The 22,823-nt window shown below is 70.1% G+C and carries 24 protein-coding genes; 10 read left to right on the forward strand and 14 right to left on the reverse strand.

What is annotated here, in order from left to right; translation table 11 throughout:
- Positions 1–196: 196 nt before the first annotated feature.
- From ACI3KX_RS18450 to ACI3KX_RS18465, 4 genes are read right to left on the reverse strand one after another with little or no spacing between them, the layout of a single operon-like run.
- Positions 197–1,111 carry an ABC transporter substrate-binding protein gene (locus ACI3KX_RS18450; protein WP_404910645.1) on the reverse strand — a complete coding sequence of 305 codons (915 nt, stop codon included), beginning with the start codon at positions 1,109–1,111 and terminating at the stop codon, positions 197–199.
- Positions 1,112–1,144: 33 nt separating this feature from the next.
- A complete protein-coding gene (locus ACI3KX_RS18455) occupies positions 1,145–1,870 on the reverse strand; it encodes an ABC transporter permease (protein WP_404910659.1) in 726 nt (241 codons plus the stop codon).
- The gene (locus ACI3KX_RS18460) at positions 1,867–2,538 is read right to left on the reverse strand and encodes an ABC transporter permease subunit (RefSeq protein WP_349428370.1); all 672 of its coding nucleotides are present in this window, start codon (positions 2,536–2,538) and stop codon (positions 1,867–1,869) included. The genes ACI3KX_RS18455 and ACI3KX_RS18460 overlap by 4 nt, the downstream gene beginning before the upstream one ends.
- Positions 2,535–3,359, reverse strand: a complete 825-nt coding sequence (locus tag ACI3KX_RS18465) for an ABC transporter ATP-binding protein (RefSeq protein WP_404910646.1) — start codon at positions 3,357–3,359, stop codon at positions 2,535–2,537. The genes ACI3KX_RS18460 and ACI3KX_RS18465 overlap by 4 nt, the downstream gene beginning before the upstream one ends.
- A gap of 152 nt (positions 3,360–3,511) precedes the next feature.
- Between ACI3KX_RS18465 and ACI3KX_RS18470 the strand changes: the two genes are divergently transcribed.
- From ACI3KX_RS18470 to ACI3KX_RS18495, 6 genes are all read left to right on the forward strand, one after another.
- Positions 3,512–4,930, forward strand: a complete 1,419-nt coding sequence (locus tag ACI3KX_RS18470; protein ID WP_404910647.1) for a dihydrolipoyl dehydrogenase family protein — start codon at positions 3,512–3,514, stop codon at positions 4,928–4,930.
- 121 nt (positions 4,931–5,051) lie between these two features.
- Positions 5,052–5,546 carry a DUF427 domain-containing protein gene (locus ACI3KX_RS18475; RefSeq protein ID WP_404910648.1) on the forward strand — a complete coding sequence of 165 codons (495 nt, stop codon included), beginning with the start codon at positions 5,052–5,054 and terminating at the stop codon, positions 5,544–5,546.
- Between the two features lie 135 nt (positions 5,547–5,681).
- A complete protein-coding gene (locus ACI3KX_RS18480) occupies positions 5,682–6,242 on the forward strand; it encodes a PadR family transcriptional regulator (RefSeq protein ID WP_349428366.1) in 561 nt (186 codons plus the stop codon).
- A 125-nt stretch (positions 6,243–6,367) separates the two neighbouring features.
- Complete coding sequence (locus ACI3KX_RS18485) at positions 6,368–8,068, forward strand: AarF/UbiB family protein (RefSeq protein ID WP_363353930.1); 1,701 nt, start codon at positions 6,368–6,370, stop codon at positions 8,066–8,068.
- A 165-nt stretch (positions 8,069–8,233) separates the two neighbouring features.
- Positions 8,234–9,325, forward strand: coding sequence for a phosphogluconate dehydrogenase (NAD(+)-dependent, decarboxylating) (gene gnd, locus ACI3KX_RS18490; protein WP_349428363.1), 1,092 nt, complete (start codon positions 8,234–8,236; stop codon positions 9,323–9,325).
- Positions 9,322–9,960, forward strand: coding sequence for a GyrI-like domain-containing protein (locus ACI3KX_RS18495; RefSeq protein WP_404910649.1), 639 nt, complete (start codon positions 9,322–9,324; stop codon positions 9,958–9,960). The genes gnd and ACI3KX_RS18495 overlap by 4 nt, the downstream gene beginning before the upstream one ends.
- Before the next feature lie 61 nt (positions 9,961–10,021).
- Here the strand turns inward: ACI3KX_RS18495 and ACI3KX_RS18500 are convergent, their stop codons facing one another.
- The 4 genes from ACI3KX_RS18500 to msrB form a co-directional block, all read right to left on the reverse strand.
- Positions 10,022–10,225, reverse strand: coding sequence for a cold-shock protein (locus tag ACI3KX_RS18500; RefSeq protein ID WP_026059428.1), 204 nt, complete (start codon positions 10,223–10,225; stop codon positions 10,022–10,024).
- Between the two features lie 554 nt (positions 10,226–10,779).
- Positions 10,780–11,712 carry a hypothetical protein gene (locus tag ACI3KX_RS18505; protein ID WP_404910650.1) on the reverse strand — a complete coding sequence of 311 codons (933 nt, stop codon included), beginning with the start codon at positions 11,710–11,712 and terminating at the stop codon, positions 10,780–10,782.
- 154 nt (positions 11,713–11,866) lie between these two features.
- A complete protein-coding gene (gene msrA / locus ACI3KX_RS18510; RefSeq protein WP_363353924.1) occupies positions 11,867–12,421 on the reverse strand; it encodes a peptide-methionine (S)-S-oxide reductase MsrA in 555 nt (184 codons plus the stop codon).
- Positions 12,418–12,885: a peptide-methionine (R)-S-oxide reductase MsrB gene (msrB, locus tag ACI3KX_RS18515; protein WP_363353922.1), complete on the reverse strand. Its 468-nt coding sequence runs from the start codon at positions 12,883–12,885 to the stop codon at positions 12,418–12,420. Before msrB ends, msrA begins: the two co-directional genes overlap by 4 nt.
- Before the next feature lie 130 nt (positions 12,886–13,015).
- Here msrB and ACI3KX_RS18520 point away from each other — a divergent pair, with 130 nt between their 5' ends.
- The gene (locus tag ACI3KX_RS18520) at positions 13,016–13,531 is read left to right on the forward strand and encodes a metallophosphoesterase family protein (RefSeq protein ID WP_404910651.1); all 516 of its coding nucleotides are present in this window, start codon (positions 13,016–13,018) and stop codon (positions 13,529–13,531) included.
- On the opposite strand, the gene ACI3KX_RS18525 is transcribed toward ACI3KX_RS18520, so the two are convergent.
- The 3 genes from ACI3KX_RS18525 to ACI3KX_RS18535 all read right to left on the reverse strand — a co-directional run bounded on the left by ACI3KX_RS18525 (position 13,506) and on the right by ACI3KX_RS18535 (position 16,516).
- A complete protein-coding gene (locus tag ACI3KX_RS18525; RefSeq protein ID WP_404910652.1) occupies positions 13,506–14,084 on the reverse strand; it encodes a hypothetical protein in 579 nt (192 codons plus the stop codon). The genes ACI3KX_RS18520 and ACI3KX_RS18525 overlap by 26 nt on opposite strands.
- A complete protein-coding gene (locus ACI3KX_RS18530) occupies positions 14,081–14,947 on the reverse strand; it encodes an endonuclease/exonuclease/phosphatase family protein (RefSeq protein ID WP_404910653.1) in 867 nt (288 codons plus the stop codon). The genes ACI3KX_RS18525 and ACI3KX_RS18530 overlap by 4 nt, the downstream gene beginning before the upstream one ends.
- Positions 14,948–15,013: 66 nt before the next feature.
- Positions 15,014–16,516 carry a SulP family inorganic anion transporter gene (locus ACI3KX_RS18535; RefSeq protein WP_404910654.1) on the reverse strand — a complete coding sequence of 501 codons (1,503 nt, stop codon included), beginning with the start codon at positions 16,514–16,516 and terminating at the stop codon, positions 15,014–15,016.
- Positions 16,517–16,710: 194 nt separating this feature from the next.
- Here ACI3KX_RS18535 and ACI3KX_RS18540 point away from each other — a divergent pair, with 194 nt between their 5' ends.
- Positions 16,711–18,372 carry an alpha-amylase family protein gene (locus ACI3KX_RS18540; protein ID WP_404910655.1) on the forward strand — a complete coding sequence of 554 codons (1,662 nt, stop codon included), beginning with the start codon at positions 16,711–16,713 and terminating at the stop codon, positions 18,370–18,372.
- Positions 18,373–18,387: 15 nt separating this feature from the next.
- On the opposite strand, the gene ACI3KX_RS18545 is transcribed toward ACI3KX_RS18540, so the two are convergent.
- Both ACI3KX_RS18545 and ACI3KX_RS18550 read right to left on the reverse strand, forming a co-directional pair.
- A complete protein-coding gene (locus ACI3KX_RS18545) occupies positions 18,388–19,338 on the reverse strand; it encodes a hypothetical protein (protein WP_404910656.1) in 951 nt (316 codons plus the stop codon).
- Positions 19,335–20,228 carry a glycosyltransferase family A protein gene (locus tag ACI3KX_RS18550; RefSeq protein WP_404910657.1) on the reverse strand — a complete coding sequence of 298 codons (894 nt, stop codon included), beginning with the start codon at positions 20,226–20,228 and terminating at the stop codon, positions 19,335–19,337. The genes ACI3KX_RS18545 and ACI3KX_RS18550 overlap by 4 nt, the downstream gene beginning before the upstream one ends.
- Before the next feature lie 349 nt (positions 20,229–20,577).
- Between ACI3KX_RS18550 and ACI3KX_RS18555 the strand changes: the two genes are divergently transcribed.
- Together ACI3KX_RS18555 and ACI3KX_RS18560 are read left to right on the forward strand one after the other, a co-directional pair.
- Entirely contained in the window at positions 20,578–20,922 is a 345-nt protein-coding gene (locus tag ACI3KX_RS18555; protein ID WP_349428353.1) for a DUF2200 domain-containing protein, read from the forward strand.
- A 61-nt stretch (positions 20,923–20,983) separates the two neighbouring features.
- Positions 20,984–21,535: an NYN domain-containing protein gene (locus tag ACI3KX_RS18560; protein WP_349428352.1), complete on the forward strand. Its 552-nt coding sequence runs from the start codon at positions 20,984–20,986 to the stop codon at positions 21,533–21,535.
- Position 21,536: 1 nt separating this feature from the next.
- Here the strand turns inward: ACI3KX_RS18560 and ACI3KX_RS18565 are convergent, their stop codons facing one another.
- Entirely contained in the window at positions 21,537–22,511 is a 975-nt protein-coding gene (locus ACI3KX_RS18565; RefSeq protein WP_404910658.1) for a lytic transglycosylase domain-containing protein, read from the reverse strand.
- Positions 22,512–22,823: the final 312 nt, after the last annotated feature.

A 22,823-nucleotide genomic window follows, 5' to 3' on the forward strand; every position in this document is an offset into this window, starting at 1 on the left:
GGCCGTGGGTGGGTGGTCGCCCGGTTGCTGCGGCGGGAGGGGGTCGGACATGCGGCTCCTGTTCTCGCTCTCCGGTGTCTGCCCCAACCTAGCGAAAGGACCGGGTGGTCTCAGGTGCATCGGCAGAAAGAGAACGGCGCCTCCCGCCGTGCCGCGAGGGCAGGGCTGGAGGCGCCGTCCTGTGGTCGGTGCGAGGTCAGCTCAGGCCGTTCTCGGAGAGCCAGTCCGCGGCGATGTCCTCGGCCGAACGCTCGTCCTCTGTGGACTCCACATTGAGCGCGACCAGTCCCTCGGGGGTCAGCGCGGCGCTCACCGCGTTGATGACGTCGGCGATCTCGTCGGCGATGTCGGCGTTGACCACGGGGACGACGTTCGAGGCGAGGAAGAGGCCTTCAGGGTCTTCCAGCGTCACGAGGTCCTGGGTCGAGATGCGCGGGTCGGCGCTGTAGACGTTGGCGATCTGGATGTTCCCGGCGACGAGCTCGTCGACGGTGGTGTCTGCGGTCGCCTGGAACGACACGGTCACCCCGTAGACATCCTGGAGTCCGGTCGGCCCGTACGGGCGCTCCTCCAGCTCGGGCGCGCCACCGAGCACCAGGCCGTCGATGCCGGCGAGATCGGCGATCGAGGTGAGTCCGTTCTCCTCCGCGAAGGCGGCGGTGACGTTGTAGGAGTCCTGGTCGGTCGCCGACGACTGGTCGAGCACCGTCAATCCCTCGGGCAGCGCGTCCTGCAGAGCCGCGTAGACGTCGTCCGATGTGGTCGCCGTGGTGTCGGGCTCGAAGTACTGCAGCAGGTTGCCGGTGTACTCGGGGAACAGGTCGATCTCGCCGTCCTCGAGGGCCGGCATGTAGGCGTCCCGCTGGCCGATGTTGAAGTTGCGCTCTACCGTGAAGCCGCCCGCCTCGAGGGCCTGTGCGTAGATCTCGGCGATGATCTCGTTCGAGTAGTAGGCCTGCGAGCCGATGACGATGGTCGACGAGTCGCCGGTGTCGCCGCCGTCGCCGCCGTCACCGCTCAGCGGGTCGCTGGACGCGCAGCCGGCGAGAGCGAGTGCCGCGATGGCGATCCCTGCGAGCGCCGCGGTCAGGCGCGTGCGTGCTGTGGACATTTTCGTTTACCTCCGGTGTGGTGGTGGGGGATATCAGCGGGAGAACTGCGGGGCGCGGGCGAGAGCAGGTGCACTCGCCGCCGAACGGACGCGGGGACCATCGGTCCTGGGGACGGCGAAGCGGGCGAGCAGGGCGAAGACCCCGTCGAGGACGAGAGCGAGTGCGACCACGACGATGGAGGCCCCGAGGATCTCGGGGAAGTCGCGGAGCGCGATGCCCTGCAGGATGTAATAGCCGAGACCGCCCACGCCGATGTAGGCGCCGATGGTCACCGTGGCGACCACCTGCAGCGTCGCCGAGCGGAAGCCGCCGATGAGGAGTGAGAGTCCGAGTGGCATCTCGATCCGGAACAGGATCTGCCACTCGGTCATTCCCATCGCGCGGCCGGCGTCGATCACGGTCCGATCGATCGCCTCGATGCCCGCGTATGCGCCGGCGAGGATCGACGGGATCGCCAGGACGACGAATGCCGCCACCGCGGCCTCGATCTTGAAGGCCACGCCGAAGACGAGCCAGAGGAGGACCACGAGCCCGAGTGCGGGAAGTGCTCGAGCTGCACCCGAGAGGAACACGGCGAGTTCACGGCCGCGCCCCGTGTGGCCGATCAGCCAGCCGACGGGCGTTGCGATCACGGCCGCGATCGCGACGGATCCGAACGTGAACGCCAGATGCTGGGCGATGGCGGTCGGGAGCGGGAGCGAACCCGTCAGCCGTTCGGGGGAGAAGATCCAGGCGAACGCCTCGGCGAGCAGGTTCATGCGGTCACCGCCCGAAGCCGTGCCTGCCGTGGTGCCCTGGTTCGCCTCGTCCACGGCATGAGGGCGCGACCGGCCAGGATCAGCAGTCCGTCGATGATCAATGCGATGACGACGACCGCGACGACGCCCGCGAGGACCTCGGCGATGATTCGACGCTGCGATCCGTTCGTGAAGAGGTAGCCCAGATTCTCGACCCCGATGAGCGCCCCGACGGTCGCGAGGGAGATCGTCGACATCGCGGTCACCCGCAGGCCCGCCAGCACAACGGGCCCGGAGAGCGGGAAGTCGACCGTCCAGAAGCGTCGCCAGGCGCCGAAGCCGACAGCGACGGCGGCGGAACGCGTCACCGGGTCGACGGATGCCAGCCCGTCGGTGACGGAGCGCGTCATGATGGCGACCGCGTAGATCGTCAACGCGATGACGAGGTTCAACTCCGACAGGTAGGGCACGCCGAACAGCGTCAACAGAGCGAACAGGGCGAACGAGGGGATCGTGTACAGCAGCCCGACGACCGTCAGCACGGTGCCGCGGAGCCTGGTGTAGCGGAACGCCAGCCAGCCCAGGGGAACTGACAGGACGAACCCGGCGACGATCGCGACGGCGCTCTGACGCAGGTGGTCGACGGTCAGTGCGCCGATCAGGTCGAGGTTGTCGAGCACCCAGTTCACGGCTCGTCCTCCACCAGCACGCCCTGCGTGCGCCCGGCGGTGTCGACGAGCACCGTCCCGTGCGCCGTCTGCTTGGCGCGCAGCGCCCGTGCGCCGCGCTCGACGCCGATGAAGTCGGCGACGAACTCGCTCGCCGGGTTCTCGATGATCTCGCTCGGGGTGCCGATCTGGGCGACGCGCGCGCCCTTCTCGAGGATCACCACCTGGTCGCCGAGCAGGAACGCCTCGTCGATGTCGTGGGTCACGAAGACGATCGTCTTGTCGAGCTCGTCCTGCAGCCGCAGCGTCTCGGCCTGCAGCTCACGGCGGACGATGGGGTCGACGGCGCCGAACGGCTCGTCCATCAGCAGGATGTTGGGGTCGACCGCGAGGGCCCGCGCGACACCCACGCGCTGCTGCTGGCCGCCCGAGAGCTGGCTCGGGTAGCGCTTCGCGAGCCCGCGCTCGAGGCCGACGACATCCATCAGCTCGAGTGCGTCCGCGCGCGCCTTCGCCCGCGAGACGCCGCTCAGCACGGGAACGGTCGCGATGTTGTCGACGACCGAGAAGTGGGGGAGGAGCCCCGCGTTCTGCAGCACGTACCCGATGCCGCGGCGGAGCGTCACCGGGTCGCGTTCCGAGATCGGCTCATCGTCGATCGTGATGACGCCGGTCGTCGGCTCGACCAGCCGGTTGATCATGCGCAGCAGTGTGGTCTTGCCGCTTCCCGACGATCCGACGAACACCGTGGTCTTGTGCGCGGGGATGAGCACGCTGAAGTCGTCGACGGCGGCGGTGCCATCCGGGTAACGCTTCGAGACCCCGCGGAATTCGATCGCCATGCTGCCCTTTCGGCCGGGGTTCCCACATAACCACACGCCGCCGACATGATGACGGAGGCCGACAGACGCCGTGATCTCCGGTATCCTCGCGCCCTGCGACGGCGGTGGCAACCGTGTCGCCTCTGTCGCCACGCGCCGCTACGTTGGGGCGCATGACTTCTCGCGAATACGACCTCATCGTGATCGGAGCCGGCCCGGTCGGCGAGAACGTGGCCGACCGGGCGACGCAGGGCGGCCTGTCGGTCGTCGTCGTCGAGAGCGAGCTCGTGGGCGGCGAATGCTCGTACTGGGCGTGCATCCCGTCGAAGGCGATGCTGCGCGCCGGTGCGGCGCTCAGCGCGGCCCGCCGTGTGAAGGGGGCCGCGGCTGCTGTGACGGGCACCGTCGACGTCGCCGCCACCCTGCTGCGCCGCGACGAGCTCGTGCACCACTGGGACGACACGTCGCAGGCCGACTGGCTGCGTGGCGCGGGCATCGATCTCGTGCGCGGGCACGGGCGGATCACCGGTGAGCGCGAGGTGACGGTCACCGACGCCGACGGCTCGCAGACCGTCCTGACAGCCCGTCACGCGGTCGCCGTCTCGACCGGGTCGGCGGCGCTGCTTCCCGACATCCCCGGCCTCCGCGAGGTCCAGCCGTGGACGAGCCGCGAAGCCACGGGCGTGCACGACGTCCCGGCATCCCTGGCGGTGCTCGGCGGAGGCGTCGTCGGCAGCGAGATGGCCACGCTCTTCACCTCGTTCGGCACGGCGGTCACCGTCATCGCGCGGTCGGGCCTGCTGCGCGGCGTGGAGCCCTTCGCCGGTGAGGCGGTCGCGAAGGCGCTGCAGGAAGCCGGCGCCGCGGTGCGCACCGGCGTCGAGGTCGAGAAGGTCTCGCGTGCCGGCGACGGCGATGTCGTGCTGTCGCTGTCGGACGGCTCTGAGGTGCGGGCTGCCGAGGTGCTCGTCGCCACGGGGCGGGTGCCCCGCACGGCCGACCTCGGGCTAGAGACGGTCGGACTCGAGCCCGGCGCCTGGCTCGACGTCGACGACACGCTGCGCGTCCGCGGAGTCGACTGGCTCTACGCTGTCGGCGACGTCAATCACCGCGCCCTGCTCACCCATCAGGGCAAGTACCAGGCCCGCGCCGCCGGCGATGTCATCGCCGCGCGCGCCCGGGCGGCGGACATCGACGACGCGCCCTGGGGTGCGCACGTGGCGACCGCCGATCACGCCGCCGTCCCGCAGGTGATCTTCACCGATCCGGAGGTGGCGGCGATCGGCCACACCGAGGAGTCGGCGCGCGCGGCGGGTCTCGACATCCGTGTCATCGACTACGACCTCTACTGGCTCGCCGGCTCCAGTGAACTGGCCGACGCCTATCAGGGGCGCGCGCGGGCGGTCGTCGACGAGAAGCGGCGCGTGCTCGTAGGCGCGACGTTCGTGGGGCAGGACGTGGGCGAGATGCTCCACGCCGCGACCATCGCCATCGTGGGCGAGGTGCCGATCGAGCGCCTCTGGCACGCCGTGCCGTCGTACCCCACGATCGGCGAGGTCTGGCTGCGCTGGCTCGAGGAGTACGGGCGCTGAGCTCAGCGCCCGCGACCCGGGTCCGGACTCGCCGTCGCTGCGGGGCATGACAGCGTTCCAGACGCCGTGGATGAGCCAGAGGTACCCTTGGCGCTCATCGTCGCTCCGCAGGAGGTGGCACATGCGGCGAGACCCATCACCGGTCGGCCCCGGTCAGGAATCGGTCTGGGACTATCCGCGTCCGCCACGGGTCGAGCAGGTCGCGCGGCGCGTGCGGATCCGATTGGGCGGTGAGGTGATCGTCGACACCGACGACGTCGTGCGCGTCCTCGAGACGAGCCATCCGCCGGTCTACTACCTGCCGATCTCCGCCTTCACCGCCGGCGCGCTGACTCCCGGCGAGGGCTCGTCCTACTGCGAGTTCAAGGGCGGCGCCAGGTACTTCGACGTCCGCGGCGGAGGGCAGCTCCGGCCGCGTGCCGCGTGGACCTACCCCGACCCGGCCGCCGGGTTCGAATCGCTCACCGACCGGGTGGCGGTCTACGCCCGCGACATGGACCTGTGCACGGTCGACGGCGTCGAGGTGATCCCTCAGCCCGGGCGGTTCTACGGCGGATGGATCACGCCGGAGATCATCGGGCCGTTCAAGGGAGAACCCGGCTCGCTGGGGTGGTGACATCCCGTCCGCGCCCCACGCTCCCGCGGCACCCACCTGCCGATCTGACAGGGAACACCCAGCCTGCTCCCTTGTTGAGCGATATATCGCTAGGTATCGTCGGCATATCGGCACACACTCGTTCAGGAGGTCGTCATGAGCGGTTCGTTCCAGGGATTCGGTTCGCGTCCGGGAGGTCAGGGCTCGGGTATTCCCGGCAGCCTGTGGGATGCGATGGATCAGTTGAAGGATGCCTTCGAGCGCGGGTTCTCACCCCGTGTCGGGCGCGGCGATGTGCGGGCAGCGGTGCTCGCGATCCTCGCCGAGAAGCCCATGCACGGGTATCAGATCATCCAGGAGATCGAGACGCGCAGCGACGGCGCGTGGAAGCCCAGCCCGGGCTCGGTCTACCCGACGCTGCAGCTGCTGGCCGACGAGGGTCTCGTCGCGGCGGAGGAGTCGGGCGGCAAGAAGACCTACTCGCTGACCGAGGCGGGACGCGCGGAGGCGGCGGCCGCCGACGGCCAGTCCGCGCCGTGGGAGGCGTTCGGCTCGCGCGACACCGGGCGCACCAGCGCCCTGCCGAAGGCGGGCGCGAAGCTCGCGCAGGCAGCTGCGCAGGTCGGTCGCGGCGGCACGCCCGAGCAGGTGGCGCAGGCGGTCGAGGTGCTCGACGAGGCGCGGCGTAAGCTCTACTCGATCCTCGCTCAGGACTGACGGGCCGGCTGGTTGCCGGCGCACGACGTCGACCCGCGCAGACGGGGTCGGCGGGGTCCGCGATCCCGGGCGACCGGGATCGCAGGCACCTCTGATCACCTGATCCGCACCGCCTAGGAGCTTCGATGGTCGACGTCGGGAACGCGCGCGCCCGCTATCGCCGGATCCTGCGGTTCGCCGGGCGCTACATGGTCCAGGCGTGGTGGTTCGAGCTCGTCCTGCCGCGGTTCGGACTCGGTGCGCTCGCCGCCCGCGGACGCACGCGCCGGCTGCGCACCATCGCGCGGCGGTTCCACGTCCTGGCGGTCCAGTACGGCGGCCTCATGATCAAGGTCGGCCAGTTCCTGTCGTCGCGCCTCGACGTGCTGCCGCCAGAGATCACGAAGGAGCTCGAGGGACTGCAGGACGAGGTGCCCCCGGTCGCCTTCCCGGCGATTCGCGAGCTCGCCGAGGCCGAGCTCGGCGTGCCCCTGACCCGCGCGTTCGAGTGGGTCGATGAGACGCCGGTTGCCGCGGCGTCGCTCGGCCAGGCGCACCGTGCACGACTGACGTCGGCCGACGCCGCCGAGACCGGGTTCGCCGACGTCGTCATCAAGGTGCAGCGGCCCGGCATCGAGGCGATCGTCGACGTCGACCTCGCTGCGCTGCGGCGGGTGGCCGGCTGGCTCAGCCGGGTGAAGGTCGTGCGCGACCACGTCGATCTCCCGCAGCTCGTCGAGGAGTTCGCGCACACCAGCCGCGAGGAGATCGATTACCTCCACGAGGCGCAGAACGCGGAGCGGTTCGCCGCCGACGTCGCGGGCGACCCTCGCGTCGCGGCACCCGAGATCGCCTGGGAGCGCACCACGCGTCGCGTGCTGACGCTCGAGGACGTCACCGCGATCAAGATCAACGACATCGAGGGTCTGCGAGCCGCGGGAATCGACCCGGCCGCGGTGGCGGTCGAGTTCGCGAACGTGATGTTCGACCAGCTGTTCCTGCGGGGGTTCTTCCACGCCGACCCGCATCCGGGCAACATCTTCGTGACGCCGGTGGCGCGTCCCGCCGGTGATACCCGGCATCCATGGACGCTCACGTTCATCGACTTCGGGATGATGGGCGAGGTGCCCGACACACTGCGGCACAACCTGCAGCAGCTGGTGATCGCGGTCGCCTCGCGCAACAGCGGGCAGATGATCGACAGCATCCGCGCGGTCGGCGTGCTGCTGCCGTCCGCGGACACCATCGAGCTCGAGCGGGCCATGACCGCGCTGTTCGCCCGCTTCGGGGGCATGGGGTTCGCCGAGTTGCAGAAGGTCGACCCGCGCGAGTTCCGCGATTTCGCCAAGGAGTTCGGCGATGTCGTCCGGTCGCTGCCGTTCCAGCTGCCCGAGAACTTCCTGCTGATCATCCGTGCGGTCTCGCTCACGAGCGGGATGTGCAGTTCGCTCGACCCCTCCTTCAACGTGTGGGATGCCGTGGAGCCGTATGCCGATCGTCTGCTGCGCGACGAGCGGGGCAGCATGGGGAGAGCCGTCGTACGGGAGGCGACGTCGATGGCCGGTGTCGTCGCACGGCTGCCGCGACGGCTCGACGACATGGTCACCCGCATCGAGGACGGGCGGCTCGTCGCCGACGTGCCGAAGCTCGACAGGTGGCTGAAGAGGCTCGAGCGCATGGGCCGTCGCGTCGTCTCGGCCGTGCTGTTCGCCGGACTGCTGATCAGCGGTTCGGTGCTGCGTGCGGAGGACCTCACGATCGGCACCGTGCTGATGATCGCCTCACTCCTGCCGCTGCTGCACGCGCTGTTCGCGGGCTTCTCCGGCCGGCGCGGACCCCACGACTGAGGCCCGTGGTCGGTGGAGCGCACGGCGCGGGCACCGAGCGTCGCGGCCGCGCTCGTCGCGTGCAGCGGGATCCCCGCGATCTTCGACGCCCCGGCCCGCAGGCTCCCTAGACTTCGAAGGCGGGCGCCCTCGCGGCGCGCGTCGAGGACGAGCGGAGGAGCGCAGATGCAACTGGGAATGGTGGGCCTCGGCCGGATGGGCGGCAACATCGTCCGACGGCTGATGCGGGACGGGCACGAGTGCGTCGTGTACGACGTGAGCGCGGATGCCGTCGCCGGCCTCGTGACGGAAGGCGCCGTGGGCGCCGGCAGCCTCGGCGACCTCGTGTCGCAACTCGAGGCGCCACGCGCGATCTGGCTGATGATCCCCGCCGGACTGACCGGAAAGGTCGTCGACGAGGTGGCCGCGCTGCTGGACCCGGGCGACATCATCATCGACGGCGGCAACTCGAACTATCGCGACGACGTGCGTCGCGCGGCGGCCCTGAAGGACAGCGGCATCCACTACGTCGACGTCGGCACGAGCGGTGGCGTGTTCGGCCTGGAGCGCGGGTACTGCCTGATGGTGGGCGGGCCGGACGAAGCCTTCCAGCGGATCGAGCCGATCCTCCAGACGATCGCGCCCGGCAGCGGGGAGGCCGGCCGTACGCCCGGACGTGCCGGCGACTTCGCGCCCGAAGAGCTCGGATACCTGCACTGCGGGCCCTCCGGCGCGGGACACTTCGTGAAGATGGTCCACAACGGCATCGAGTACGGGGTGATGGCGGCGCTCGCGGAGGGACTGAACATCCTCGAGCACGCGGATGCCGGTGTGCAGGAGGCGGAGCACTCGGCCGAGGTCGCCCCGCTCGAGGAGCCGGAGTTCTACCAGTTCACCATCGACACACCCAAGGTCGCGGAGCTTTGGCGGCGCGGATCCGTGATCTCGTCCTGGCTGCTGGATCTGACCGCGGCCGCGCTCCAGGGCAATCCGACGCTCGAGGGGCTCGCGGGCCGCGTGTCGGACTCCGGCGAAGGCCGCTGGACCGTGAAGGCCGCCGTCGACACGGGGGTCCCGGCTCCGGTGCTCGCGGCATCCCTGTTCGAGCGGTTCGCATCGCGGGGCGAGGACCAGTTCGCCAATCAGGTGCTGTCGGCGATGCGGCTGCAATTCGGCGGCCACCAGGAGCTGCCGGCGGGCGATGTGCTCGAGGCCGGCGGGCGCAAGTCCGAATCCTCGAGCGGCGGGTCGGCGTCGGCAGCCGACGGCGCGTCGTGAGCAAGGTCGATCTCAAGAAGTCGATCGCAGCCTACAAAGCGCCGCGGGGGTCGTTCGAGATCATCGACGTGCCGGCGATGCACTACCTGATGGTCGACGGTCACGGAGATCCGAATACGTCGGAGGCGTACGGGGAGGCGGTCGTGGCGGTCTTCTCCGTCGCCTACACGCTGAAGTTCCTGAGCAAGACCGACCTCGGTCAGGACTACGTGGTGATGCCGCTCGAGGGACTGTGGTGGTCCGATGAAATGGCGACGTTCACGACGGAGCGCGACAAGTCGCTCTGGAGCTGGACGATGATGAGTCTCGTGCCGGAGTGGATCGACACCGCTCATTTCGAGCGGGCACGGGATGCGGCGGCCGCGAAGGGCGGCTCAGCGGCCATCGATCGGCTGCGGATGACGGAGCTGGTGGAGGGCACGTGCGTGCAGACGCTCCACGTGGGCTCGTACGACGACGAGGCACCGGTGCTCGACGAGATGCACAGCCGGTTCATCCCGGATGCAGGCCTGCGCATGCGTGGGCTGCACCACGAGATCTACCTGACCGATCCGCGTCGCTCGGCTCCCGAGCGGCTCCGGACGATCCTGCGCCAGCCGGTCGAGCAGGCGAGGCCTGCCGATCCGGCGGGGTGAGTGCACGATGACTGTCGGCAGTCAGCCGGGGCCGATGTGATCGGCCCCGGCTGACGACAGATCAAAGCGGCCGGATGTTGGCGGCCTGCATGCCCTTCGGGCCACGCTCGGCGTCGAATTCGACCTTCTGGTCCTCGCGGAGCTCCTTGAAGCCCTCGCCGGTGATCGCGCTGAAGTGCGCGAAGAGGTCGGCCGAACCGTCGTCGGGGGCGATGAAGCCGTAGCCCTTCTCCGAGTTGAACCATTTCACGGTGCCAGTGGCCATCGTGTCTTTCCTTCTTTTTCGTGGGCCGTGTGAACGGCCGCGGGTGCCACTCGCGCGAGCGCGCAGTGGACGTGTGTGGCGCGCGTGGCGCGCGGGTGCGACGGTGTGCGAGGCGAACGACGCGGCGACAGCCGCGGATGCCTGGGGCTGCGTGGGGTGCACGCCGAGGGGCGACCCGAGGGCGCTCTGCGCCTCGAAGCCGTGGGAGCCGACAGCGACGAACCCCGCGTACTCGCCGGCGGCGGTCGCGACGAAGACGTCGGCGTCGGCCTGGTGCCAGTCGAGCAGGAGATGTGCCGGTGCTGCTGTGGAAGTGACGGAAGTCAAAGGAACTTTCAGAAGGTGCGCGTCCGCGAGGCGGAAGGGGCACGAAATCGATGGGAGTGAAACCGCACTCGGCGGTGGACGTCGGAAGCTCTGCATTCCTCGTTGATGGCAGAGGATGTCGACAAAACAGCCCGATCGGGCGCTCCAGGTTAGCACGCTCCGGTGTGTGAAAGCCCGTGTGTCGCCCCGCGACCCGCCGAAGCGGCGGATGTCGCGCCTGAAACCGGCTATCTCCCTCGTGGGCCGGTCGTCCCGGCATCGGGTGCGGCGTCGGACCCGACGTCTTCGGGTCGACGCGAGATGAGGTTGGTCGCCCAGCGCTCGTTGAAGCCCGCGAGGAAACCCACCGAGCCCCAGAAGAACCAGCTCTCGACGCGCCCCTCGGGGATCACGAACACGACGGAGAGGAGTCCGCTCTTGAGCAGGAAGACGACCGCGGCGGCGAAGAACCACCCGAGGACGATGCGGTACCTCGCCGCGCCGCCGTCGGCGACCTCGATCGGCAGGTTGCCCATCTTGTGCATCCGCAGAAGCACGCTGACGCACGCGCCGGCAGCACCTGCGCCCACTGCGACCAGGACGTCCCGCAGCGCGTCGGCTTGATCGGGCGGCATGGCACCTCCCCGCCACAGCGTGATCACCGCCGCACCGACACCGCCGATCAGGGCGAGGGCGACAGCGGTGAGGATGACGCCGCCGACGAGCCCGCGCGCGTATCTCCGGCGCGCGATCTCACCCTCCCGGCGCTTGAGGAAGTCATCCGCGTACCGCAGGCGGGCCTCGAGCGCGGCGACGTCGGAGGAGTGCGGACCGGAGCCGGCGAAGCCCTCGGCGGCGATGCGCACCGCTTCCCGGACGAGTTCGTCGAGGGTCGAGATGTCGTCTCCGCGCAGCACGAACCGCCCCCGGAGGAGTACCTCGTCGAGTCGCCCGAACTGGCGCGGTGCGGACGTGGCCACCTTCATCGCCGCCGCGTGGAAGCCCGGCTCGTCGCCGCTCAGCAGGCCGGCGGGCTGCTCGTGGAGCGCCTCCCGCTCCCGCTCGGCGGCACGCGAACGCGCGGCATTGGGAACACGGGCGAGCTGGATCCTCAGCCAGGTGACCCAGGATGCATCGCCGATCAGTCCCGTGCCGAGCGGGGACTGCGCTGCTTCGGTCATGATCGCTCCACTCCCTCCGCCGCGCACGCACGGCGGTTGCTCGGAAGAGGGTGAGCGACCGGGGCCAGATACACGGATGCCGCGACCCGGCCGGGTCGCGGCATCCGCTCTCTCGTCCGTGCTGAGCTGCTCGCTCAACCCCGAGAGGTCGTCGTCACGCGGTGGCGTCCGCGCGCTTGGGCAGCACCCATCCGGCACGCGGGAAGTGGCACGTGTAGCCGTTCGGGATGCGCAGCAAATAGTCCTGGTGCTCCGGCTCGGCCTCCCAGAACGGGCCCGCGGGCTCGATCGTGGTCACGGCCGTGCCCGGCCAGAGCCCCGACGCGTCGACGTCGGCGATGGTGTCGCGCGCGACCTGCTCCTGCTCGGGCGAGAGCGGGAAGATCGCCGAGCGGTAGCTGGAGCCGATGTCGTTGCCCTGGCGGTTCAGGGTCGACGGGTCGTGGATCTGGAAGAAGAACGCCAGGATGTCGCGGTACGTCGTCTTCGTGGGATCGAAGACGATCTCGACGGCCTCCGCGTGCCCAGGGTGCTTGCGGTAGGTGGCGTGCGCGTTCTCGCCGCCCGTGTAGCCGACGCGGGTGCCGAGCACGCCCGGCTGGCGGCGGATCAGATCCTCCATTCCCCAGAAACAGCCGCCGGCGAGTACTGCCGTCTCGGTGCCGGGGGTGCGGGTGATCTCGCCGGTGTCGAAGGGACCGCTGGTCATGATGCGTGCTCCTGGTTCTCGGTGGTGAAGAGGTGTCGGTAGGCGCCGTAGCCCTCGTCCTCGAGCGACGAGGCGGGCACGAAGCGCAGTGCGGCCGAATTCATGCAGTATCTCAGGCCGCCGGCCTGCCGGGGGCCGTCGGGGAAGACGTGACCAAGATGGCTGTCGGCGCCCGACGAGCGCACCTCGGTGCGCGGCAGGAGCAGCTTCCAGTCCTTCTTGGTCGCGACGGCGTCGGGCTCGATCGGCTTGGTGAAGCTCGGCCATCCGGTTCCGCTGTCGTACTTGTCGGTCGACGAGAAGAGCGGCTGGCCCGAGACGACGTCGACGTAGATGCCGGGCTCGTGGTTGTTCCAGTACTCGTTGCGGAAGGCCGGCTCCGTGCCGTCCTCCTGCGTCACCCGGTACTGGGCGTCGGTGAGGCGGCTCAGCGCCTCGGGGGTCCTGCGGTACTCGTTGCTCACGATTCCTCCTGGAAGCGGCGTCGCTGGCTGCGGCGTCATAGAGGAGAACGGATGCCGCATCCCTTTTGGTCCCGCGAACCTGGGAGCCAGCTTCGAGTTCCGGCGGGCTTACGGCGGGCAGAATCGGGTGATGGCGACACGGCTGCTGCTGATCTCCGACACGCACATCCCCGGCCGCGCACGGCGGCTTCCGGATGCGGTGCTCCACGCGGCCGACGCCGCCGACCTCGTGATCCACGCGGGCGACTGGGTCGCGGCATCCGTGCTCGACGAATTGGCTCGCCACGGCGAGGTGCTCGGCGTATGGGGCAACAACGACGGCGCGGAGCTGCGCGCTCGGCTGCCGGAGGTGGCACGTCGCACGATCGAGGGCGTGCGGTTCGCCGTGGTGCACGAGACGGGGCCGTCGCAGCGACGCGAGGCGCGGATGGCGGCGGCGTTTCCCGACACCGATGTGCTGGTGTTCGGCCACAGTCACATCCCGTGGGACACGGTGGCGCCCGGCGGCTTGCGGCTGCTGAACCCGGGGTCGCCGACCGACCGTCGCCGCCAGCCCGCCCACACGATGATGACGATCACGGTCGACGCGGGCGAGCTGCGCGACATGCGGCTCGTCGAGCTCAGTCCTGCTCCTCCAGCAGCCTGACGCGCGCGACGAGGAGACCCGCGAGGAGGCCCCCGAGCCCCCCGGCCGCCATATCGCCGATCGAGTCCTCGTAGGTGACGAAGATCGCCCCCGAGATGAACTTCCAGCCGATCCACTCGAGCATCTCCCACACCGCGCTGAGTGCCAGCGCGAGGCTCGTCACGAGCAGGATCGGCGTCGCCCGCCGCGTCCCCGGCGCGAGAGGCAGCGGCACGAGCTCGAGTCGCGCGAGCAGGAGGTACGCCATGACGGCCACCATGCCGGTGAAGACGAAGTGCACGACGAGGTCCCAGCCGGGCACGGTCTGGTACAGCAGGAGGACGTTGCTCCAGGCTGCGACGAGCACAGTGACGCAGAAGGCGATGTCGAGGCCCGGTCTCACATCCGCGAACCGGGGGAGGACGAGCCCGATGAGAGCGAGGGCCAGCACGCCGGCGTCGGCGGGCGCCCACCAGACGAACCCGGCGATGACACTGAGCGGCCCCAGCACCCGGATCCCGTCCGCGATCCACTCGCCGGCGCCGCTGGGCGGCCGGAGGAAGCGCCGGATCACGGTCGTGCCCGCTCCGGTCGCACCGTCACGACGGCCTGCACGGGGAGATGGTCGGAAGGCCACACGTCCCCGTGGCGGAAGGCGTTGATCGCGGCCCGCTCCACCCCGACATCCGGCGTCACGACGATCCAGTCGATGCGTGCCCTGTCCGGTCGCGGCGCGCGGTAGTTGGCGAACGTGCCGACGGATGCCGTCACGCGCTCGCCCGCGACGTTCCAGGCGTCACGCAGCGAACCGTCGCCGAGCAGCGCCCGGAGGGTGCGCGACCCCTCGCCGGCATTCAGATCGCCGGTCAGGATCGCCGGGCCCGGGTCGGCCATCGCCAGAAGCGCCTCGACCGAGCGGATGCGGGAGCGGGACGAGAACGGATCGAGGTGGGTGTTGACGGCGGTGAAGACGAGCCCGGTTCCCAGGTCGCGGAAGCGCGCGGTCACCGCGATGCGGGGGATGAGGTTTCCCCACGAGCGCGATCCCGGCTCGCGGGAGTGCTCCGACAGGGCGGTCTGCTCCCATTCGACGAGGTCGAGTCGCTCGGCGTCGAAGAAGAGCGGGCAGCCCTCGCCGGTGCCGCGCGGGCCGTGACCGCGCCCGATGAAGCGGTAGCGCGCGCCCAGCGCGTCCCGCATCGCATCGGCCTGGTCCGGAAGCACCTCCTGCGCGCCCACGATGGTCGGCTGCTCCATCCGTAGGAGAGCCCTGACAGCGGCCTCCCGGTGACGCCACCGGTCGGCGCGACGCCACGCGAGGCCGCTCATCCGGCGCCGGACGTTGAAGGTCATCACGTGGAGCTCCGGCGGGGTCACGGGGCCGATCAGTGGCCCGGGTCTGCGCGCACCGGCGGGCGTCGTCGGTCGCGTGTGCATTGCTCACGGTACGCAGATCCCGGTGTGCGGGCGCAAGGCCTTGCCCGGTCGTGCCGGAGCGTGCCGTCAGGCGGAGCCCAGCCCCCCGCTCAGCCGGCCGTGGAACGAGGCGGCCGCTGCGCTCATGCCCTCGAGCTCGACTTCGATGCCCCGTTGCTCGTACTTGGTGACGATGGCATCCAGGGCGGCGACAGTGGAGGCATCCCACACGTGCGTCCGCGAGAGGTCGATGACGACGCGCGCCGGGTCGGACGCGTACTCGAACTGGGTCGTCAGATCGTTGCTCGACGCGAAGAACAGCTCCCCGTCGACCCGGTAGCGGGCCGTCTCGCCGTCGACGGTGCGCGTGACGGTGGTGAAGTGGGCGACCCGGCGGGCGAACAGCACCATCGCGGCCAGCACGCCCAGGATGACGCCGACTGCCAGGTTGTGCGTCCACACGGTCGCGATGACGGTGACCAGCATGACGGCGGTCTCGCTCAGCGGCATCCGCTTCAGCGTCGCCGGCCGGATGCTGTGCCAGTCGAAGGTCATCGCCGAGACGGCAATCATGACGGCCACGAGTGCCGCCATGGGGATGAGTCCGACGATGTCGCCGAGGACGACGACGAGGATCAGCACCCACACGCCCGCCAGGAACGTCGAGATGCGCGTGCGGCCGCCCGAGGTCTTGACGTTGATCATCGTCTGGCCGATCATCGCGCAGCCGCCGGTGCCTCCGAAGAAGGCCGAGGCGAGGTTGGCGACGCCGAGGCCCCAGGCCTCGCGCGTCTTGCGCGAGCGGGTGTCGGTGATGTCGTCGACGAGCTTGGCGGTCATGAGCGACTCGAGGAGGCCGACCAGAGCCGCGGCGAACGCGTACGGGGCGACGATCTGCAGGGTCTCCCAGGTCAGCGGCACGTTCGGGATGAGCAGCTCGGGAAGACTGCGGGGCAGCTCACCCTGGTCGGCGACGTTCGGCACCGCCGAGAGCCCGAACACGACGACCGCGGCGGTCAGAAGCACGATCGCGATGAGAGGCGCGGGGATCGCACGCGTGATGCGCGGCCAGACGAACAGGATGCCCAGGCCCACGGCCACCAGCACGTACACCGCCCAGGGAACGTCGACGAGCTGAGGCACCTGCGACAGGAAGATCAGGATCGCCAGGGCGTTCACGAAACCGACCATGACGCTGCGCGGGATGAACCGCATGAGCCGGGCGACGCCGAGCACGGCGAGCACGACCTGGATCACGCCCGCGAGGGCGATGGTGACGATGAGGTAGTCGGCCCCGTACTCGCGCGAGACCGGTGCGATCACGAGCGCGACCGCACCCGCCGCGGCGGTGATCATCGCGGGACGACCACCGGTGAAAGCGATGACCACAGAGAGCACGAACGACGAGAACAGGCCGACGCGAGGATCGACGCCGGCGACGACCGAGAACGCGATCGCCTCGGGGATGAGCGCGAGAGCCACGACCAGTCCCGCGAGCACCTCGCGGGTGAGCAGCCGGGGGCGCCGCAGCGCCTGCAGAACGGTCGGCTCGATGCGATAGCGATCAGCGGATTCGGCGACGGTGGACACGGGTGAAGACTCTAGTCGCGCCGGATCGGATCCTGCGGCCGCTCGCCCCTCGTACCCAACACCGCCGCGGATCTCAAGGGCCTGCCCGAGACGCGAGACGCCCGGCAGACTCGCGGGATGGAGTACGAAGGCTTGTTCCCGTCCTGCGTGCAGCTCGTCCCGAGCGATCTGCCTGCTCCGCTGTGGGAGGCGCGATGAAGATCACCGATACCAGCGACCTCTGGTGGAAGAACGCGATCATCTACTGCCTCGACGTCGAGACGTACCTCGACTCCGACGGCGACGGCGTCGGAGACATGCAGGGCCTCGCGCAGCGCATCGACTACCTCGCCCAGCTCGGCGTGACGTGCCTCTGGCTCATGCCGTTCTATCCGACCCCCGATCGCGACGACGGTTACGACATCACCGATTTCTACGGCGTGGACCCGAGGCTGGGCAACCATGGAGAGTTCGTGGAGATGATCCGCACGGCCCACGACCGGGGCATGCGGGTGATCGTGGATCTCGTCGTCAACCACACCTCGGATCGGCATCCGTGGTTCCAGAAGGCGAAGCGCAGCGTCAACTCCCCGTACCGGGACTACTACATCTGGCGCGACGATGCACCGCCGAAGGGTCAGAAGAATCCGGTCTTCCCCGGCGAGGCCGACGGTGTCTGGTCCAAGGACGAGGCCTCCGGACAGTGGTATCAGCACAGCTTCTACGAGCATCAGCCCGACCTGAACATCGCCAATCCCGCCGTGCGCGACGAGCTCGCCCGCGTCATCGGGTACTGGCTGCAGATGGGCGTGTCGGGGTTCCGTGTGGACGCGGTGCCCTTCCTCCTCGAGATGCCCCCAGGCGCCGAGATCCCGGATCCGCACGAGCTGTTGCGCGACTTCCGGCGCTTCCTGCAGCGCCGCTCGAGCGAGGCCATCCTGCTCGGGGAGGTGAACCTCCCGTACGACCAGCAGGTCGCTTACTTCGGCGGCGGCGACGTGAGCGAGCTGTCGATGCAGTTCGATTTCGTCGGGATGCAGGCGTTCTACCTGTCGCTGGCACGGCGGGATCCTGCGCCGCTCGTCGCGGCGCTGACCTCTCGACCGGTCCTCCCCGAGGACGTGCAGTGGGCGAACTTCCTGCGCAATCACGACGAGCTGACCCTCGACAAGCTGACCGACGCCGAGCGGGAGGAGGTGTTCGACGCGTTCGCGCCCGACGAGCGGCAGCGCGTGTTCGGCCGGGGCATCACGCGCCGGCTCCCTCCGATGCTCGGGGATCCACGGCGCATCCGCATGGCCTACAGCCTCCTGTTCACGCTCCCCGGCACGCCGGTGCTGTTCTACGGCGAGGAGATCGGGATGGGGGAGAACATCGACATCCCCGGGCGCAGCGCCGTGCGCACGCCGATGCAGTGGACGTCCGAGAAGAACGGCGGGTTCTCGCAGGCGGCGCCGTCCCGCCTGATCGCGCAGCCGCCCGGCGACGGCTACGCGCCGCAGCACGTCAACGCGGCGGACCAGATCGAGGACCGCGAGTCGCTGCTGCACTTCTTCCGCGATCTCATCTCGCGGTACCGCATCTCGCCGGAGCTCGGCTGGGGCACGCTGGAGGTGCTGGACCAGCCCGTCGACACTCTCCTGGTGCATTCGCTCCGCGCGGACGTCGGCCGCATGGTCGCGATCCACAACTTCGCCGACGTGCCGGCCACGACGAGCTTCTCGCTGAAGGACGAGCCCGACGGCACCCGCCTCGTCGATCTGCTGGGAGCGGAGCGCATCCCTCTCGATGAGCGGGGAGGCGTGGAGCTCGAGGTTCCCGCCTACGGCTACCGCTGGCTGCGGGTCTCGCGTCCGGGCGACGGTCGCGTGTCGTAGCCGCGGTCGCGCGCTCTACGCCGCGGTGGCGCGCTCACGACGTGCTCGGCCCCAGGCCCAGCGCGCGATCAGGCCGACCGCCGCGACGACGACGGCCGCGACGATCGGGCGAAGCGCGATCTCGGGTATGAACAGGGCCATGCCGAACACCGAGACGCCGTAGTCGATCATCTCGAGGGGATAGCGCGCGAGCACGCGGCTGCCTGCGGCGTTCGAGATGCCGGTCATCGCCGCCGGGGCGATCCAGAGCAGGGTGAGACAGATGACAGCGGCGGCGACACGGCCGACGGTGTTCACCCCGGTCCACGCGATGGCGACGCCGACGAGGACCGGTGCCACCCACTGGATCAGCCCGACGATCACGTACAGCCCGTCGGAGCCCGTCGCGAGGAGCGGCTGGAAGAAGCCGCCCACCCATGGTCCCGCGGCGATGGCGCCGGCGGTGAGGCCGATCAGCGCCCCGGCGCGGGGCGCCCGTGCGATGAGCAGCAGCGCCGCGACGCCGATGAGGAACGACAGGACGCACACCGCGGTGAGCGCACCGAGGTAGAGCAACGACTCGCGGCGCTGCTGAAGTCCGGCGCCGACGACCAGTGCCGACTGGGCGATCGCCACGACCTGCACCGCGAGCACGCCGAGGGTGAGCAGGCCGAACCCGCCGCGCGTCAGCCGGGATCGTGTGGCCCGAGCCGCGATCCCCGCGGCAGCGCTTCCCACCACGATCAGGGCGAAGAGCTGGGTGAGCGCGTACTGGCTGAACGGGAGCAACGCGAGCGGCATGGACTCCGGCGCTGTCTGCGCGTCCCAGAGGTTCTGGAGAGGCAGCCTCATCCCCGTGACGAGCCACGGCAGCAGGCCGGCGGCCGCTGCGGCGATGCCGATGAGGATCGAGGCCCACCACGCGAGCGGCCGGCGATCGACGCCGGCCTCTCGGGGAAGATCGGATGCCGGCGCGGTCGCGGTCATGGGGTGGTCGACTCCGTCCTTCCGCCGACGCGCTCGGATGGCCCGGGGTGCGCCTGCATGATGCGCGCCAGCCTAGCGGGACGCTCGGCCTCGCCGAGGGAACGCCGAGGGTCGGGCTGCGACCGCGAGTGCTCCGGCAGCCGACGCGACGCGCCCACCCGACGGAGTGCGCGACGCGTCCAGCGCACCGGGGGGAAGTCGCGGGGGAAGTGCACCAGCACCGTGCGCACGCCGCGGACGGCGCGGTGCCCGAACGCCTGGCCGGGGGCGAACGGCCGCATCGACATCCCCATCCGCGCGGCCGGGAGATGGCGGATGCGGCCGCGCTCGCCGAGGTGGAAGGAGAGGTCCATGTCGTCGTGCAGAGCGGCATCGAGGTGCACACGCGAGCGGATGCCGAGCCACGCCTGGCGACGCATCCCCATGTTGGAGCCGAACAGCGGGAGGTGACCGAGCGTGGGGGCCATCACGGCGGCGTAGGCGCCCAGGTAGAGCGTCGCGAGCGGTGCGCGCAAGGCGCGCGGGCCGTCGATGAACCGGGCGCCGCCGGTGAACGCCGAGACGTCGGGCCGGGCGGCGAACGCGTCCGCCATGGCACGAGTCCACGACGCGTCGGGGACGCAGTCGGCGTCGAGCCGCAGGATGATCTCGCCCGCCGCGGCATCGTAGCCGGCGGCGCTCGCCGCGGGGATGCCGGGGGTCTCGCAGCGGACCAGGCGGGCGCCGAACGCGCGCGCGACCTCGGCGGAGGCATCCGTCGATCCGTTGTCGACGACGATGACCTCGTCGGCGGGCCGTGTCTGCTGCGTGAGGGCGCGCAGGCACCGTGCGAGCTCGGTGTCGTCGTCCTTCACGGGGATGACCACCGAGATCAGCGGCGTGTCCGGCATCCTCCGATTCCACCCGTTCCCGCAGAAGGGGAGAAGGGCCTTGACTCCGGTGTGTGAATCGGGCTTCGATGCGCGCGCTCTCGACGGGACGCCCACCGGGTCCGCGGGTTAACAGGTCGGTGCCCGCTGTGTCAATAGGCGGGCCCTGATCGATGCTCGTGCCTAGGCTTGCAGAGCAATACAGAGCAGTGCCGTGCGAAGCGGTCGAGTATCGGCGTTCGGGTCGCCGTGCAGACTCCCGTGAACGTGCTGATGGTCCCGGTGGGAGGGCTACCCACCGGGGCCATCGCTGCATCGAGGCGGCGCGCGTGACAGTGTTCCGCCATCCCATCCCGATTACCCTGGCGACATGCACCGGATCTTCACCACGAGCTTCGCCTCGGTCTATCCGCTCTACGTGACGAAGGTGGAGCGGAAGGGCCGCACGAACGAGGAGCTCGACGAGATCATCGAGTGGCTGACCGGCTTCGACGACGCGCAGCTGAAGCAGCACATCGATGAGCACACGACGTTCGAGGACTTCTTCGCCGACGCAGACCTCAATCCCAACGCCTCGCTCATCACCGGCGTCATCTGCGGGATGCGCGTCGAGCAGATCGAGGATCCGCTGATGCAGAAGATCCGCTACCTCGACAAGCTCGTCGACGAGCTGGCGCGCGGAAAGGCCATGGAGAAGATCCTGCGCAACGCCTGATCGCGCCAGATGCCCCTCCGCGCCCTGCTACGTTCGGAGCGGGTCGACCGAGGAGAGCAGCATGGAGCGCAGCAGCTGGGTGCTGGTGGACGGCGAGAACATCGACGCCACCCTCGGCGGATCGATCCTCGGCAGACGGCCCCTGCCCGAGGAGCGACCGCGGTGGGACCGCCTGCTCGCGTTCGTCTCCGACCGCTGGGAGCGGCCCGCGAAGGGGCTCTTCTTCCTGAACGCGAGCACCCACCTGCCGATGCCGTTCGTGCAGGCGCTCCTCGCTCTCGGCTACCAGCCGGTTCCGCTCTCAGGCCCGGCCGACGAGAAGATCGTCGACATCGCGATCCAGCGGACGCTGCGCGCGCTCGCCGACCGTGACGACGACGTCGCCCTCGTCAGCCACGACCGCGACTTCGCCGAGGACCTCGCGCGGCTCGCCACCGACGGACGCCGGGTGGGCGTCATCGCGTTCCACGAGTTCCGCAGCACGGAGTTCACCGGCATCCCCGGCGTCGAGTTCTTCGACATCGAGTACGACGCCGAGGCCTTCGACGCTCCGCTGCCTCGCGTGCGGGTCATCCCGATCGAGCAGTTCGACCCGTCCGACTTCCTGCGGTGAGTCAGTACCAGCCGGTCGACTGCGAGTGGCTCCAGGCGCCGCACGGGTTGCCGTAGCGACCCGAGATGTAACCCAGACCCCACGAGATCTGCGTGGCGGGGTTGGTCTGCCAGTCGGCGCCGGCGCTGCCCATCTTGCTGCCCGGGAGCGCCTGAGGGATGCCGTACGCGCCGCTGCTGCGGTTGTACGCCTGGTAGTTCCAGCCCGATTCCTTCTGCCACAGGGACACGAGGCATCCGAACTGGTCGTCGCCCCAGCCGTAGCCGCCGATCATCGCGCGGGCCGTGGCCTGCGCGTCGGCGGGGCTGGTGCCGCCCACGGCACCGCCGGTGGCGTACACGGGGCGAGGTGCCGACGGCGTCGAGGACGCCTTCTTGGCGGCGGCCGCTTCCGCAGCAGCCTGAGCGGCGGCTGCCGCTTCGGCCTCCTTGCGCGCCTTCTCCTCGGCCTCCTGCTGCGCCTTGAGGGCGACGGCGGCGTCGAGCCGTCCGCGCAGTCCCTGCGCCTGCTCGCTGACCGACGCGGCCAGGGTCGTCACGGCATCCGTGAAGTCGGTTGTATACATCGCGGGCAGCGCCTGGGCGCGCTGCAGCTGCTCGACAGCGGTCTCCAGCCCCGAGGTGTCGACCGTCGTGACGGGGGTGCCGACGTCGAGACCCGACGCGGCGATGTCGGAGGCGACCGTGGTCGCCGCAGTCACCGCGGCATTCGCTGCGGCGACGGCCTCGTCGGCGGCGGACGCCGACGGCACCTCCTCGGCGGTGACGGAGGGTGACGTCGTGTACGACGCGAGTGCGAAACCGGTGAGCGCTCCGGATGCTTCGGCCTGCGACGCGGGGGTCGCCGTGGTGAATCCCGCGGTGGCCAGGACGCCGATCGCGAGCGTCGCGGACAGCAGCACGGGGCGGCGGCGAAGGCGGCGTTCGGCGCGGCGCAGGGTGCGGCGGGCGGGCAGGAGAGACGTGTGGTTGCGCATGAAAGACCGGTTCCGTATCAGCGAAAAGCGCCATCGGGCGGCGCGTCGTACCCGTTCGGGCGGGCACAAGTCCCCGAGTCTCCCCGTCGTTTCTGGACGGTTCCGGTGCGTTACCTGAACGTTACATGTGAGGGGAATGCGCGAAAAGGCCAGATCACGAGGCTGCATCCGGTGCCGTCGGCCGCCCGGACGAGCGCCGCGAACTACGATCGGAGAACCCCTGCCCCGCTGACGAGGAGGCTCGCCCGTGCCCTCAACCACCGCCCCCGCCGCCCCCGCGGCTCTGGCTCACGCCGACGATCTCGCCGCCTT

This window comes from Microbacterium sp. ZW CA_36 (assembly GCF_044987475.1).
Classification (GTDB): Bacteria; Actinomycetota; Actinomycetes; order Actinomycetales; family Microbacteriaceae; genus Microbacterium.